Annotated in this window: 13 protein-coding genes; 3 read left to right on the top strand and 10 right to left on the bottom strand. The window is 69.0% G+C overall.

Features of this window, described 5'->3' with window-relative positions:
- Positions 1-21: 21 nt before the first annotated feature.
- Genes F9K07_RS00330 through F9K07_RS00290 form a run of 9 tightly spaced genes read right to left on the bottom strand, consistent with a single transcriptional unit; the run spans position 22 to position 9,515 of the window.
- The gene (locus F9K07_RS00330) at positions 22-798 is read right to left on the bottom strand and encodes an enoyl-CoA hydratase/isomerase family protein (protein WP_159588264.1); all 777 of its coding nucleotides are present in this window, start codon (positions 796-798) and stop codon (positions 22-24) included.
- A 28-nt stretch (positions 799-826) separates the two neighbouring features.
- Positions 827-1,846, bottom strand: a complete 1,020-nt coding sequence (locus F9K07_RS00325) for a phosphotransferase family protein (RefSeq protein ID WP_159588262.1) — start codon at positions 1,844-1,846, stop codon at positions 827-829.
- Positions 1,837-3,033 carry an acyl-CoA dehydrogenase family protein gene (locus tag F9K07_RS00320; protein ID WP_159588260.1) on the bottom strand — a complete coding sequence of 399 codons (1,197 nt, stop codon included), beginning with the start codon at positions 3,031-3,033 and terminating at the stop codon, positions 1,837-1,839. Before F9K07_RS00320 ends, F9K07_RS00325 begins: the two co-directional genes overlap by 10 nt.
- A gap of 18 nt (positions 3,034-3,051) precedes the next feature.
- Positions 3,052-3,429 carry a DUF6285 domain-containing protein gene (locus F9K07_RS00315; RefSeq protein ID WP_159588258.1) on the bottom strand — a complete coding sequence of 126 codons (378 nt, stop codon included), beginning with the start codon at positions 3,427-3,429 and terminating at the stop codon, positions 3,052-3,054.
- Positions 3,430-3,431: 2 nt separating this feature from the next.
- Positions 3,432-5,426, bottom strand: coding sequence for an acetyl/propionyl/methylcrotonyl-CoA carboxylase subunit alpha (locus tag F9K07_RS00310; protein WP_159588256.1), 1,995 nt, complete (start codon positions 5,424-5,426; stop codon positions 3,432-3,434).
- 4 nt (positions 5,427-5,430) lie between these two features.
- Positions 5,431-7,035: a carboxyl transferase domain-containing protein gene (locus tag F9K07_RS00305; protein ID WP_159588254.1), complete on the bottom strand. Its 1,605-nt coding sequence runs from the start codon at positions 7,033-7,035 to the stop codon at positions 5,431-5,433.
- Entirely contained in the window at positions 7,032-7,346 is a 315-nt protein-coding gene (locus F9K07_RS00300; protein WP_159596753.1) for an AtuA-related protein, read from the bottom strand. Before F9K07_RS00300 ends, F9K07_RS00305 begins: the two co-directional genes overlap by 4 nt.
- A gap of 5 nt (positions 7,347-7,351) precedes the next feature.
- Positions 7,352-8,728, bottom strand: coding sequence for an acyclic terpene utilization AtuA family protein (locus tag F9K07_RS00295; RefSeq protein WP_159588252.1), 1,377 nt, complete (start codon positions 8,726-8,728; stop codon positions 7,352-7,354).
- 13 nt (positions 8,729-8,741) lie between these two features.
- Positions 8,742-9,515, bottom strand: coding sequence for an SDR family NAD(P)-dependent oxidoreductase (locus F9K07_RS00290; RefSeq protein WP_159588250.1), 774 nt, complete (start codon positions 9,513-9,515; stop codon positions 8,742-8,744).
- A gap of 296 nt (positions 9,516-9,811) precedes the next feature.
- Between F9K07_RS00290 and F9K07_RS00285 the strand changes: the two genes are divergently transcribed.
- Positions 9,812-10,741 carry a LysR substrate-binding domain-containing protein gene (locus F9K07_RS00285; RefSeq protein WP_159588248.1) on the top strand — a complete coding sequence of 310 codons (930 nt, stop codon included), beginning with the start codon at positions 9,812-9,814 and terminating at the stop codon, positions 10,739-10,741.
- Here F9K07_RS00285 and F9K07_RS00280 read toward each other — a convergent pair.
- The gene (locus F9K07_RS00280; protein ID WP_159588246.1) at positions 10,705-12,219 is read right to left on the bottom strand and encodes an amidase; all 1,515 of its coding nucleotides are present in this window, start codon (positions 12,217-12,219) and stop codon (positions 10,705-10,707) included. The genes F9K07_RS00285 and F9K07_RS00280 overlap by 37 nt on opposite strands.
- 232 nt (positions 12,220-12,451) lie before the next feature.
- Between F9K07_RS00280 and F9K07_RS00275 the strand changes: the two genes are divergently transcribed.
- Both F9K07_RS00275 and F9K07_RS31540 read left to right on the top strand, forming a co-directional pair.
- Positions 12,452-13,492 (top strand): Bug family tripartite tricarboxylate transporter substrate binding protein, encoded by a 1,041-nt coding sequence (locus F9K07_RS00275; RefSeq protein ID WP_159588244.1) that lies wholly within the window; start codon positions 12,452-12,454, stop codon positions 13,490-13,492.
- Positions 13,493-13,622: 130 nt separating this feature from the next.
- Positions 13,623-13,874: a hypothetical protein gene (locus F9K07_RS31540; protein ID WP_201451495.1), complete on the top strand. Its 252-nt coding sequence runs from the start codon at positions 13,623-13,625 to the stop codon at positions 13,872-13,874.
- Positions 13,875-13,994: the final 120 nt, after the last annotated feature.

Below are 13,994 nucleotides of genomic sequence, written 5' to 3'. Positions count from 1 at the left end.
GTGTGGGATGTTGTTGAGAGTTCATCGGCCGCTCCACACGGGCGCGCGCTTCTGCGCGAACGCACGTGGACCTTCCTGCGCATCGGCGCTCGCGTACACGGCGCGGTAGGTGTGGCGCGCGGCGGCCAGGCCGGCGTCGCAACCCAGGCTCATCGCGGCCATCAGGCTGTGTTTGCCGGCCCGCACCGACAGCGGTGCGTTGTCGCGGATGCGTGCGGCCAACGCTTGGGCGCGCTCGCGCACCGCCTGTGCATCGGGCTCGACGTGGTTGACGAAGCCCAGCGCGTGCAGGCGCTCCACCGTCACCATGTCGCCGGTGAGCACCATTTCCATCACCACGGGTTGCGGCAGCATCCACAACAGCGGAATGCCCCAGGGCGATCCCCGGCCCACCTTGGCTTCGGTGATGCCGCCGCGGGTGCCGGCCATGCCGACGCGCAGATCCGAGTTCAAGGCCAGCACCATGCCGCCCGCGGTGAAGTGGCCCGTCATGGCGGCGATGACCGGCTTTTCCACCGTGCGCATGCGTTCGTAGAACGGGTCGCGCAGCAGGTCCAGGATGTCGCGGCCTTGTTCCTCGCGCACGCGCGCCGCCTCCTTCAGGTCCATGCCGGCGCAGAAGGTGCCGCAATCGGCCGAGGTGAGCACGGCACAGCGCACGCGCTCGTCGCGGTCGACTTCGGTCCACAGTTCGAACAAGCGGTTGGCGCTGGCCACCGACAAGGCGTTGCGCTGCGCGGGGCGGTTCAGGGTGATGGTGGCGATGCCGTCGTCGACGGCGTAGAGCACTTCTTCCATGGGGGTCTCTTCTCTTCGTGGTGGTGTCTCAGGTCGGGCCGTGCTCGATCAGGTCGAGCGCTTCCAGCTCCATCTCGCAGGTCTGCCGCCCGATGAGCGCCAGTTCCAGCGAAGGCTCGCGCCCGCTCAGGTGGCGTTGTGCCTGTTGCAGCGAAATGACGGCCCAGCGGACGTTGGCCATCACTTCCCAGTAGTGCGCGGCGTCGGGGCTCGGCCGCGTGCCGCCTTCGCTCTCAAAACCGTCGTAGAGAACGTCGCGCCCGGCCAGTCCGCCCACGGCTTTGTCGTGCGCGCCGAAGCGCCAGAACCGGGTGCACAACCAGCCCATGTCGGCGAACGGCTGGCCCCAGTGCGCGAGCTCCCAGTCCAGCACCGCCGACAGCGTGCCTTCATGCACCAGGTAGTTGCCGGTGCGGAAATCGCCGTGGCACAGCACGGTGGTTTGCGGTGCGGGTGCGTGCGCTTCGAGCCAGCGCAACGCCCATTCGAGTGTGGGATGCGCGTGGTCCAAGGTGTCGAGGTAGTGGCGGTACTGCGCGACCAGGCCGAGCGCCGTGCCCTGCTCAGGTGGTGGCAGAAATTCCAGCGCCGCGTCGGCGCGCACGCGGTGCAGGCGCGCGAGTTCCTGCCCAAGCCGGAACGCGAGCGACGGTCCCCACCCGAAGGCCTGGGCGTCGCGCAAGATGCGCTGCGGCGCGGCCGTGCCTTGGACGAAGTCGGTCACCAGAAACTCGCTGCCCGCCACTTGCGCGTCGGTGCACACGGCGCGCGGCGTGGCCACGGTCACGCCGGCAGCCGCCACGCTGCGCAGCACCGCGTGCTCCTGCGCGCGCGTGGCACTGCCGCCGATGCCGCTCACGCCCGTGGTGCGCACCACGTAAGCGCCTGTGTGCCCATCGTCCGGCCATTGCAGGTCCAGGCGCCAGTTCTCCTGCAAGGTGCCGCCCGAGAGTTGCGTGGCAAGCGCCACGCGCGGCACCGCCCGGCCACTTTGCGAGGCCATGAAGCGCGCGATGCGCTGCTGCACGTCGGGGTCGTTCAGGTCCATGACCAGAAGTCCGTGCCTTCGGCCAGCAGGAAGCGCGAGAGCACCATCTTGTGGATCTCGGAGGCGCCATCGCCCAGGCGCGCCAGGCGCGCGTAGCGGTACATCCATTCCAGCGGCATGTCCTTGGAGTAACCCTTGGCGCCGCAGAGCTGAATGGCGGTGTCGATCGCTTTGTGCAAGGCCTCGGACACGACCACCTTGGCCATGGACACTTCCTTGCGCGCGAAGCTGCCCTGGTCGAGCAGCCAGGCCGCGCGCATGGTCAGCAGGCGGCCCATGTCGACCGCCATCGCCGCTTCGCCCAGCATCCATTGCACGCCTTCGCGGTCTGCCAGACGCTGGCCGAAGCTGTGGCGCTGCTCGACGTACTCGCAGGCCAGTTCCAGCGCGCGCTTGGCCATGCCGGTCCAGCGCATGCAGTGCGTGAGCCGCGCCGTGCCCAGGCGGATCTGGGTGAACTTCAGGCCATCGCCTTCTTTCAGCAACACCTGGTCGTCGGGAATTTCCAGGCCCTCGAACACCAGCTCGGCATGGCCCCCGTGGTCTTCCGGGCCCATGATGGGCACCTGCCGTTCAATGCGCCAGCCGGGCTGGTCGCGGTCGAACAGGAAGGCGGTCAAACCGCGGCGCGGATCGTCCGAGGTCTTGGCCAGCAGAATGAAATGCTGCGCCTTGCCACCGCCGGTGATGAACCACTTGCGGCCGTGCACGACCCAGCGGTCGCCCTTCTTCTCGGCCCTCGTCTGCATCATCGACGGGTCGGAGCCGGCGCCCGGCGCGGGCTCGGTCATGGCGAACGAGGACAGCACCTTGCCGTCCACGATGGGTTGCAGCCAACGCGCCTTGGCCGACTCGGGCAATACCTTGTCGAGCACGATCATGTTGCCGTCGTCGGGCGCGGCGCAGTTGAAACACACCGGGCCGAAGATCGAGCGGTTCATCTCTTCGTAGGCCACGGCCATGCCGACCACGTCCAGACCCTGGCCGCCCATGTGCCGGGGCATCTGCGGCGCCCAGAGCCCGGCCTTGCGCACTTCGGCGCGCACCCGTTCGAGCACGTGGGGCGCGATGTTCTCGTGGTCGTCGTAGTGGGCGCGGTCGGCTTCGAGCGGCAGGATGTGTTCGCTGACGAAGTCGCGCACACGCAGTCGGAAGGCATTGGTTTCGGGGGAGAGGCTGAAGTCCATGGGGTTCTTGTCGCTGCTTCAAGTGGCGCTGGCGGGCAGCGCCTTGGGGTTGTTTTCACGGAGTTTTTCGACGGTGCTCTGGCGCAGGTGCGCGCGCACCAGGTTTTCGCGCGCGGCGTGCGCGCCAAAGGTCCAGTGCCGCAGCTCGGTGGCCAGGCGGCGTTCGAGCGCTTCGGTGGTCTGCTGCAGGTCGGCGGGGTACAGCGCCTGCAGCCGCCAGCGTTCGGCCGCCATGGCCTCGGGCTGTTCGGCCCAGCTGCGCTGCGCGATCGCCAGGGTGTGCGCGACCATGCGCACCTCGCGCGCAAGCCCGGCGGGCACCGCGGGCAGCACGCGTTCGAGCAAGCTCAGCCGCGCGATGCGCAGCAGTTCCGGGGTGGTGGGCGCGTGCTGCATGCTCACACCGCCTCTGCCGTTGCCCCGGCCTTGGTGACCGTGACCAGCACGGCGCCCGCGACCACCGGGCTCGCCAGCGCGGTGTGCACCGCCTCCACCGTGCCGTCGAAGCTGGCGACGACGCGGTTTTCCATCTTCATCGCCTCGACGATGGCCAGTGTGTCGCCCGCGCGCACCGTGTCGCCCACAGCCACATTCAGCGCCACCACCACGCCGGGCATGGGCGCCACGGCCTCGCCTTCGGCGGTGGTGCGCGACGGGTCGTGGGCCGCGTGTGGCAAGAGTTGCGCGCGTTCGCCACCGACCTGGATTTCCAGACCACCGTGGGCGGGCAGGGCGAACCAGCGCGTGCCGTTGACCGTGCCGTGCCAGAGGTCGGCAGGCGCGCGCGGCAGCATCGCGACGTCGAAGGAACGGGTGCCGCAACGCAGGCGCGTGGCGTGGCCGCCTTGGTCCAGCAGCGCGGCGCTGCGGCGTTGTACGCCGTCCCAGAAGTGGAAGCTGCCCATGGGTTCCTGGGGGTGTAGGCTGGCGCGGTCCACCAGGCCGTGTCCCGCTTGCCGGCCCCAGGGCCAATCGCCTGCGTCACGTGCGGGGTGGGTCTGCGCGTGTTCGATCGCCGCGGCGCAGGCCACGGCTGCCGCGCCGTCGCGCTGCTCGCAGTAGCCAGCGAGCTGCTGGTCCAGGTAGGCGGTGAAGATGCGGTTCGCCTGCACCGCCGGGTCGCTCAGCGTGTGCGCGAGGTAACCCAGGTTGGTCGTGAGGCCGAGGATCGTGCAGTCGCTGAGCGACTGGCGCATGCACTGCAACGCCGCGTCACGGTTCGCGCCGTGCACGACCAGCTTGGCGATCATGGGGTCGTAGAACGGCGTGACCTCGCTGCCCGCTTCCACACCGGTCTCCACGCGCGTGCCGGCAGGCCAGCGCAGCGCCAGGATGCGGCCCGGCGAGGGCCGGAAGCCGTTGGCCGCGTCTTCGGCATAGACCCGGCATTCGATCGCGTGGCCGGTGGCGGTGATCGCCTCCTGGCGCAGCGGAATCGCCTGGCCGTCGGCGATGCGCAGTTGCCACTCGACGAAGTCCAGGCCGCTGATTTCTTCGCTCACCGGGTGCTCGACCTGCAGGCGCGTGTTCACCTCCAGGAAGTAAAAGGAGCCGTCCTCGGCGACGATGAATTCGAAGGTGCCCGCATTGACATAGCCCAGCGCGCGCGCGCCGCGCACCGCCGCGTCGAGCAGCGCCTGGCGCACCGAGGGCGACAGGCTGAGCGCGGGCGCTTCTTCCACCACCTTCTGGTGCCGGCGCTGCAGCGAACACTCGCGCTCGAACACGTGCACCACGTTGCCCTGCGGGTCGCCGAAGATCTGCACCTCGATGTGCCGGGGCCGTGCGACGAAGCGTTCGGCCAGCAGCCGCCCGTCCTTGAAGTTGGCCCGCGCCAGGCGGATGCCCTGCTCGATCGCGGGCAGCAGTTGGTCTTCGGTTTCCACCACCTGCATGCCTTTGCCGCCGCCGCCCGCGCTGGGCTTGAGCAGCACCGGAAAGCCGATGTCGCGCACCAGGCGCGCGATCTCGGCCGGGTCGTCGCTGGCATCCGGCAGGCCGGGCACGGTGGGCACACCGGCGTCGCGCATCAGGCGCTTGGCGCGGGCCTTGTCACCCAGGTCGGCGATGGTCTGCGCGCGCGGACCGACGAAGACCAGGCCGGCGGCTTCCACGTCCTTCGCGAACCCGGGGTTCTCCGACAGGAAGCCGTAGCCGGGGTGGATGGCGTCGCAACCCGTGGTCTTCGCGGCCTCGATCAGGCGCGCACCGTTCAGGTAACTTTCGATGGCGGGCGAGGGCCCGATGTGCACGGCGGCATGGGCCTGCCGCACCAGCGGTGTGTGGGCATCCGCGTCGGAGTACACCGCCACGAATTCGATGCCCATGCGCTGGCAGGTGCGCGCGATGCGCTGGGCGATTTCGCCCCGGTTGGCAATCAACAAACGTTTCATGGCGTCACATCCGGAAAACACCGAAGCGCGTGGCTTCAGGGGGCGAGGCGGCGGCCATGGCCAGGCCCAGCGTGAGCCACTCGCGCGTGCGCGCCGGGTCCACCACGGCGTCCACCCACAGCCGCGCGGCCGCGTAGAGCGGGCGACCGTTGCGGTCGTAGCGCTCCAGCGTGGGCTGGCGGATGGCGTCCAGTTCTTCGGGTGTGGCTTGTTGGCCTTGCCGCGCAAGCTGGTCCTGCCGCACCAGTTCCAGCACCTTGGCGGCCTGCTCGCCGCCCATCACCGAGGTGCGCGCGTTGGGCCACATCGCCATCAGGCGCGGGCCGAAGGCGCGCCCGCACATCGCGAAATTGCCCGCGCCGTAGCTGCCACCGATGACGATGCTGAACTTGGGCACGCGCGCGGTGGCCACGGCGTTGACCATCTTCGCCCCGTCCTTCGCGATGCCACCGGCCTCGTAGCTTTCGCCGACCATGAAGCCCGAGATGTTGTGCAGGAACAGCAGCGGCACCTGGGTCTGGCAGCACAGCTCGATGAAGTTCGCCGCCTTCTGCGCCGATTCGGAGAACAGCACACCGTCGTTGATCAGCACGCCGATGGGATAGCCGCCGATCGCGCCCGTGCCGCAGAGCAGGCTCGCACCATAGCGCTCGCGGTAGGGCACGAACTCGCTGCCATCGAGCAGGCGGGCGAGCACCTCGGTGGCGCTGATCGGGTCCTTCGGGTTGGCGTTGATGATGCGCGTGAGCTCTTCGGGGTCGTGCAGCGGCGCGCGCGGAGCCAGCGGCGGCGGTGCGAGCTTCGGTGCCGCCGAACGGCCCACGATCTGACGCACCAGGCTGAGGGCGTGCAGGTCGTCCTGCGCGAAATGGTCGGCCACGCCGGACTTCGCCGTGTGCACGTGCGCGCCGCCCAGGCGCTGCGCGTCGACGATCTCGCCGGTGGCGGCCTGCACCAGTTGCGGACCGCCGAGAAAGATGGTGCCCGCGCCCTGCACGATCACGGTCTCGTCGCTCATGGCCGGGATGTACGCTCCCCCTGCGGTGCACGAACCCATCACCGCCGAAATCTGCGTCAGGCCCATGGACGACATCTCCGCGATGTTGCGGAAGATGCGGCCGAAGTGGTGTTCGTCGGGGAAGATGTCTTCCTGCATCGGCAGGTAGGCGCCGCCCGAGTCCACCAGGTAGAGGCAGGGCAGCGCGTTCTCGCGCGCGATGGCCTGCGCGCGCAGCTGTTTCTTGATGGTGATGGGGTAGTAGCTGCCGCCCTTCACCGTGGCGTCGTTGGCCATCACCATGCAGGCGCGCCCGGACACGATGCCCACGCCAACCACGATGCCGCCACTGGGCACGGCGTCGTCGTACACGCCGTGCCCGGCGAGTTGCCCGATCTCCAGGAACGGCGTGCCCGGGTCGCACAGCGCGCCAATGCGTTCTCGTGCGGTGAGTTTGCCGCGCGAGCGGTGGAGTTCCAGCGCACGCGCGCCGCCGCCCAGGTCGCTCGCGTCGCGCGCGGCCTGCAGCTCCGCGCGCAGTTGCTCGTAGCTGGCGGCGTTCGCGTTGGCGCGGGCGTCCGCCAGAGCTTGTGTGGGGCGCAGGACCGTCATGCCTCCACCACCGGCAAACGCAACAAGGCATGGCCCAAGGCCTTGCCCGTCTGGTCCAGGCGCAGCGTGCGTGTGGCGCCGCCACCCAGGGCGCGCTCCATGACGACCACGACGGCGTGGATGTTGTCCATCGGGTAGCAGTGCACCGTGCCTTGCACCCAGTCCCCGTAGAGCGCGCGCACCTTCTGCGGGTCCACGCTGCGCAGCAGCGTGGCGTAGTCCTCGGGTGTGCGGGCGATCAGGCCGGCGGTGCACACGTCGCCTTTGTCGCCGGAGCGGATGTAGCAGATGTCGCTGAGCAGTCGCGTCATGGTGTTCATGCCTCCAGGATTTCAACGGTTTGACGGACGAACTCGCGCGGGATCAGCGTGGGCCAGAGCGAGACCACGGGCCGCGCCTTCATCGGCGTGCCGAACGACGTGCCGCCCGGTCCCATGATCCAGAGGTGGGTGGCGGCGCGGCGCACCTTGTCGGCCTCTTCCGCCGTGCGCGTGCGCACCGCGCAGCGCAGGCCGACCTCGTTGAGGTTGTCCAGCGCAGCGCCTTCGGGCAGTGGCGCGCCCGGGCCGTGCAGCGTGTTGATGCCCACAAAATCGAAGTGGATCTGGTCGGCCTTGAGGCCCAGGCGTTCGAAGCGCTCCAGCATGGTCTCGCGGGCCTTCACGGCGCGCGCGTAGGCATGTGGCCAGGGGAAGAAGCACAGGCTCTCGCCGATCCAGCCGTCCTGGTAGCCGATCACGAGCTTGAGCTGTTCGGGGGCTGCCTGGCCGCGCACACCGCTCACGTGCACACGGTCCGTGCCGTCCTCGCGCAGCGCCAGCGAGGTGAAGTCGGCGATGCCATCGGGCATGAGGTATCGGCGCGGATCGCCGATCTCGTAGACCAGGTGTTCCTTGATGGTGAAGGCGTCGACCTTGCCGCCCGAGCCGGGCACCTTGGTCACGACCGCGCTGCCGTCGCGGTGGAACTCGACGATGGGAAAGCCCACGCGGCCCATGTGCGGCATGTCGGCGAAGCGCGAGGACATGCCCCCAGTGCAGGCCGAGGCGCACTCCACGATGTGGCCCAGGGTGATGGCCGAGGCGATGCGGTCGACGTGCGCGGCGTCGCGCTGCCAGCCGAATTCGTGCACCAGCGGGCCGACGTACACCGCGTTGTCGGACACGCGTCCGGCCACCACGATGTGTGCCCCACCCGCCAGGCCTTCGACCAGGCCGGTGGAGTCGGTGTAGGCGTTGGCGCTCACCACGCGCGAGCGGATGGATGCGAAGTCGCTGCTGCCGGTGTCCATGTTGGTCATGGGCACGCCCGCGGCCACCATCGCATCGATCTTGTCCAGCAGGTCGTCTCCTTCCACCAGCGCGACGCGGGTGCCACCCAGGCCCAGCGCGCGCGCGTCGGTCACGATGGCCTGCGCGGCGGCACGGGGGTTCACCCCGCCACCGTTGGACACCAGCCGCGTGCCGCGCTCGCGCGCCATCGGCATGAGCGTCTTCATGGTTTGCACCGCATCGGGCACGTAGCCCAGTTGCGGGTTCTTGGATTTCTGGCGCTGCAGCAGCGCCATCGTGAGTTCGGCCAGGAAGTCGAAGCAGAGGTAGTCGAGCTCGCCTTCTCGAAGCAGCTCGACGGCCGGGTCCATGCCGTCGCCCCAGAAGCCGGAGCCCGCGCCCAGGCGGATGGTGTCTTTCATGTAGGTTCTTTCTTCACAAGGTGGACCGCAGGCCACCGTCCACGGTGTAGGTCTCGCCGGTCGCGAACGAGGCGGCAGGCGAAGCGAGAAAAGCGACGAAGGCCGCGATGTCGGCAGGGCTTGCAAGTCGCCGCTGCGGGATGCGCTCCAGAATCCATTGGCGCGCGGCGTCGTTGGCCAGCGCACCGGCCGAGACGCCGGATTCGACGTAACCGGGCGCCACGCACAGCACGCGAATGCCGTCGCGAGCCCAGTCGAGCGCCAGCGAGCGCGTCATGCCTTCGATGCCCGCCTTGCTGGCGCAGTACGACAGGGCGCGTGGAAAACCCAGTGCGCCTGCGATCGAGCCGATGTTGACGATGACGCCCGCGCCCGTGGCTTTCAGGCCGTCGTAGGCCGCGCGAGCCAGCGCGAACTGGCTCACCAGGTTGAGCTGCAGGTCTTCGAGGAACTGCGCCGGCGTGAGCTGGTTCGCCCGCGTTTCGCGCACCGCGCCCGCGTTGTTCACCACCACGTCGATGCGACCGTGTTCGCGTTGCGCTTGCGCCGCGAAGGCGTCGAGTGTGTCGGGCGTGGCCGCATCGCCCAGGAAGATGTGGGCCTGGCCGCCGGCGCGCTGCACCAGCGCACGGGTTTCTTCGAGGGCCGCTGCGTCGCGGCCCAGGCACCAGACGGTGCAACCGTCGCGCGCCAGGGCGAGCGCGATCTCACGCCCGATGTTGCGGCTGGCGCCGGTGACGAGCGCGACCCGCGCAGGTTTGGGCGGGGTTTTGGTTTGTGTTTCCATGGGCGGCGATGTTCGGCGAGCCCCTGGAGGTGGTCAACGCATGTTCCACGCGGTGGAACTGGAAACACCCCCCTGCGCCGCTGCGCGGCTTCCCCCCTCTCCAGCGCGCCTCCGGCGCTTGGAGGGGGGGACGGCATCTTGGGCCGGCGTAGCCGTCCCTCGATGCCCCTGGATGGGGGCACGCTCGCCGGAGGCATTGACACTCTCCTCTGCACTGCGTTCCGCGCTGTGGTACGCCCTGTGTCCTGGCGCGGCGCTTGCATAGAGTGGCCATGCCTGCGCAACCACCCTTTCACATGATCGAAACCCGCTTGCTGCGCCAGTTCCTGGTGGTGGCCGAAGAGCTCCACTTCGGCCGCGCGGCTGTGCGCCTGCACATGGCGCAGCCGCCCCTGAGCCAGGCCATGCTGCGGCTGGAAGAGAAGATGGGCGTGGCGCTGTTCGAGCGCAGCAGCCGCCACGTGGTGCTTACAGCGGCTGGCAGCGTGTTTCGAGAGCGGGCGCAGGCGGTGCTGCGCTTGCTGCACGACGCGGTGGCCGAGGCGCATGCGGTGGCCATGGCCCACCAGGTGCTGGTGGTCAGTGGCGTGCAGTTCCGGGGCTACGACTTCCTGTTGGCCGCGCTCAAGCACGTGTGCGAAGCGCCTCTGGGGGTGCGCATGGAGCTGCGCCAAGGCACGACGGTGGAACAGCTGGCCTGGCTGGAAGCGCGTACCGCGGACGTGGCCTTCGTGCGCGGTGTGGACACCTTGGGGCCGCACTTCGCGAGCGCCTGCGTGGCACAGGAAAGCCTGTACGCGGTGGTCGATGCCAGGCATCCGCTCGCGCAACACACGCAGCTGGCGCTGGCCGCCTTGTCGTCAGCGTCGTTCGTTTTCACCGCGCCGCGCCTGGGGCCGGCCTACCACGCACACCTGCTGCGTCTGTGCCGCGCGGCGGGCTTCACGCCCACCCTTGCCCACGAGGTGGAGAACATGCAGACGCTGCTGGGTCTGGTCGAGGCCGGCATGGGCGTCTCCATCGTGCCGGCCTCGGTGGTGGCGCACACCGAGGGCGTGCGCTTCGTGCGCGTGGCGGACCCCTCGCCCGAAGTGCCCGCGCGGGTGCCGCTCTATATGGTGTGGCCGGACGACGGGCCGAACCCGCCGCGCGATGCCTTTATTGCCGCAGTGCGCGAGCGCATGCCACTTCAAGCCCAGGTGGCCATGCCCGAGCCTCGCTGCTGAATCTCCTGCGCCACCTGTAGCGCCCACTCATCGCGAAAGCGCGGTGAAATCACCTGCACGCCGACGGGCAGTCCCCTAGGTGCATCGGCTACGCCTACCTTGCCAGTGGGCACCGCCACGGCAGGCAGACCCAGCAGGTTCACCGTGACCATCAGCGCTTGCGCGGCGATCTGGTGGCGCGTGGCGTCCGCACCTTTCAGGTCGAAGCCGTGTTCGAAGGGCAGGTCGCCCGAGTTGGGTCCGACCAGCACCGGGTAGCGTTCGAGGAACTGCGCCCATTGGCGGCGCATCGCGAGAATTTCGCCGATGCCATCCATGTACTGCTTACCCGAGATGGGCGCGGTGACTTCGAGGAACAGCTGGTTGGCGCGCACCGCGTCCGCATCGGCCACCGCACTGAAGCCGGGCATGGCTTCGCGCAGTTCCGCGAACACCATCTTGGCCCACAGCGCCACGGTCTCGGCGATGGGGGGCGGCGTGATCTCTTCCACCTCGAAGCCGGCCGCCCGCAACCGTTGCGCCGCCTCGTCGAGCGCGCTCGCGATGGAGGGGTGCACGAAGAGACCGGGCGACGATTTGATCAGACCCACCTTGAGTGCGCGCGGCAGCGCGAGCGGCGCAGGTGTCGGCGTCCACAGCGGATCGCGTGCGCTGCCCTGGCTGAGCACCGGCAATACCAGGCGCAGGTCGCGCACGCTGCGCGCCAACGCGCCTTCCACGTTGAAAAGCTGGTTGCACAGCGAGCGTTCCACGCCCGCGGTGGGGTTGAACATCGGCACACGTCCCGACGTCGGCCGGATGCCGGCGACGCCGCAGCAGAACGCCGGGTAGCGCACCGAGCCGCCGATGTCGTTGCCGTGGGCGATCACGCCCATGCCGTGCGCCACCGCCGCGCCGCCGCCACCCGTGGAGCCGCCCGGCGTGCGTGTGGGCGACCAGGGGTTGAGCGTGCGGCCGTAGGCCGTGTTGTCCGTCTCCCACCGCGAAGACAGGCAGGGCGTGTTGGTGCGGCCGATGAAGATCGCGCCGGCCGCGCGCAAGTTGTGCACCACCGGGCTGTCTTCGGGCGCGGCCTGCGCCTGTGAGTTTTTCATGCCGTTGACCGTGCGCTTGCCGCGCTGGTCGGTGTTGTCCTTGATGGTCATCGGCAGGCCGTGGAGCACGCCGGTGGCGCTTGCGCTGCGGCGGCGTGCGTTGTCGGCCGCGTCGGCCGCTTGCAGCGCTTCGGCTTCGAAGGTCTGCACCACCGCGTTGGCCGTGCCGTTCATGGCTTCGATGCGCGATAGCGCGGCCTTGACCGCGTCTTTGCTGGAAATCTTGCCGGCGCGGATGGCGGCCACGGTGCTGGTGGCGTCCCACTTCCAGATCTCCTTGGGCAAGGCCGACAAAGCGGTGGCTTCCTGGGCCTCGCCCGTTTTTGCCTGCGCCAGACCGGCGCCGATGGCACCACTCACCGCGATAAAAGTTCGCCTCTGCATGATCGTGTTTCCTGTGCGTATGGGTTGGAACAACGCGCCGCGCACGGGCGCGTGCCGCGGCGGAACTATCGATCCGTGGCCACGGCAGCGTCCAATACTTTCCGGTCGACGATCAAGACCTTGCGCGTCTGGATGTCCGGGCGATTTCCACGCGGTGGAACCGCCCGTTGCACCAGCGCCTGTCGCCCAAGAATGGGCACGCCCATCCGGGTTTACAAGATTGGAGACCAGCATGATGTTCGAACACATGAATCCGCCACGCGCGCGTGCGCGAGCAAGCCGAAGTGAACGTGGATGGGCCGCGGCCCGCCGCCTGTTGTGCGCCGCCGTGGTCGCGGTGGCGCCGCTGTGGGCCGGCGCGCAAGGGGCCTACCCCGACAAGCCGATCAAGCTGATGGTCGGCTACCCACCGGGCGGTGGCACCGACATCCTGGCGCGCCTGATCGGCCCCAAGCTGGCGGCCGAGCTCGGCCAACCCGTCGTCATTGAAAACCGCAGCGGCGCCACTGGCACGATCGCGGCAGGTCTGGTGGCGAAGGCGCCACCCGATGGCTACACGCTGCTGCTGGGCACCAATGCGTCCAACGCACTTGCGCCCGCGGTGATCGCATCGCTGAGCTACGACCCGCGCAGCGACTTCGCACCGGTGGCGATGCTGGCCTCCGTGCCGCAGATGATCTCGGTGGCGGCGGACTCGCCGTTCAAGACGCTGGGCGAGTTCATGGCGCATGCCAAGGCGAACCCCGGCCAGCTGTTCTACGGCACCCCCGGTAACGGCAGCGCGCCGCACCTGGCGGGCCGCCTCTTCGAAACCACGACCGGCATCACACTGATGCACGTGCCGTACCGTGGCGCGGGGCATGCCATCACCGACATGATCGGTGGGCGCACGCACGTGTCGTTCGAGTCGGCGAGCTCCTCTTCGGCCCTGATCCGCTCCGGCCGCATCCGTGCGCTGGCGGTGGCCGCACCGCAGCGCCTGCCGCAGTTCCCCGATGTGCCGACCACATCGCAGGCGGGGCTGCAAGGCTATGAGGTATCGGTCTGGTTCGGACTGTTCGCGCCCAAGGGCACGCCGCAGGCCATCGTTCGCCGGCTGCACACGGCCGTGAACCGCGCTCTGGCACCGAGCGACGTTCAAGCCCAGATCGCCAACGCCATGGCCTCGGGCGTGTGGACGCCGATGGAGCCACGCGAGTTCTCCGGCTTCGTGGTGAGCGAGGTGGACCGGTACATGCGGGTGGCCAAGCAGGCGGGGATCGTGCCGGAGTGAGGGGCGGCTCGTAGAGCGAGGCGTGCTGCAGCGATAACGTGCGAAACCGCCAAGGCGTTTGTTTCGCGGCAGTGATGCCCGTTGCGGGTGTGCGGGAGCACGCGGGGCAGCATGAGCTGCTTGTGCCGATTTGCTTCATCTTGATGCAGAAATTGATAGCCTTTCGCTTCTCTTGGAAGAAGCGGGAGAACCTCCGGCGTGCCGTGCGTTGGCTGAAACGGGCGCGCCTGCCGGAGGTGCTCAGCGAGGGGTTCGGTCATGGGCGCGCACATCTCGCAAGTCGGACAAGAACATCGGCTGCGACTGGGCGCTGGTGAAACGCCTGCTCGCCGTGCTCAATGAACGCCTGAAAGGCCGGCGCTGGATCATTGGCGACGAGTGAAGGCCGTAGCCATCGCAGAGGGCTTTGGAAGGCTGCGGACCGCCCTAACCGGGCCGGGGCAGGTGCTGCGGGTCGTTGGCCTGGCCGGCACGGGACAGACCCGTTTCGTACAGGCTCTCC

The sequence above is a fragment of the Hydrogenophaga sp. BPS33 genome, assembly GCF_009859475.1.
Lineage (GTDB): Bacteria > Pseudomonadota > Gammaproteobacteria > Burkholderiales > Burkholderiaceae_C > Hydrogenophaga.
This window is presented reverse-complemented; position numbering and strand designations above follow the sequence as displayed.

Coding starts and splice junctions, on each gene's coding strand:
- F9K07_RS00290 (WP_159588250.1), bottom strand. CDS start 9,515: ATGGAAACACAAACCAAAACCCCGCCCAAACCTGCGCGGGTCGCGCTC.
- F9K07_RS00310 (WP_159588256.1), bottom strand. CDS start 5,426: ATGAAACGTTTGTTGATTGCCAACCGGGGCGAAATCGCCCAGCGCATC.
- F9K07_RS00295 (WP_159588252.1), bottom strand. CDS start 8,728: ATGAAAGACACCATCCGCCTGGGCGCGGGCTCCGGCTTCTGGGGCGAC.
- F9K07_RS00300 (WP_159596753.1), bottom strand. CDS start 7,346: ATGACGCGACTGCTCAGCGACATCTGCTACATCCGCTCCGGCGACAAA.
- F9K07_RS00285 (WP_159588248.1), top strand. CDS start 9,812: ATGATCGAAACCCGCTTGCTGCGCCAGTTCCTGGTGGTGGCCGAAGAG.
- F9K07_RS00275 (WP_159588244.1), top strand. CDS start 12,452: ATGATGTTCGAACACATGAATCCGCCACGCGCGCGTGCGCGAGCAAGC.
- F9K07_RS00305 (WP_159588254.1), bottom strand. CDS start 7,035: ATGACGGTCCTGCGCCCCACACAAGCTCTGGCGGACGCCCGCGCCAAC.
- F9K07_RS00280 (WP_159588246.1), bottom strand. CDS start 12,219: ATGCAGAGGCGAACTTTTATCGCGGTGAGTGGTGCCATCGGCGCCGGT.
- F9K07_RS00315 (WP_159588258.1), bottom strand. CDS start 3,429: ATGCAGCACGCGCCCACCACCCCGGAACTGCTGCGCATCGCGCGGCTG.
- F9K07_RS00330 (WP_159588264.1), bottom strand. CDS start 798: ATGGAAGAAGTGCTCTACGCCGTCGACGACGGCATCGCCACCATCACC.
- F9K07_RS00325 (WP_159588262.1), bottom strand. CDS start 1,846: ATGGACCTGAACGACCCCGACGTGCAGCAGCGCATCGCGCGCTTCATG.
- F9K07_RS00320 (WP_159588260.1), bottom strand. CDS start 3,033: ATGGACTTCAGCCTCTCCCCCGAAACCAATGCCTTCCGACTGCGTGTG.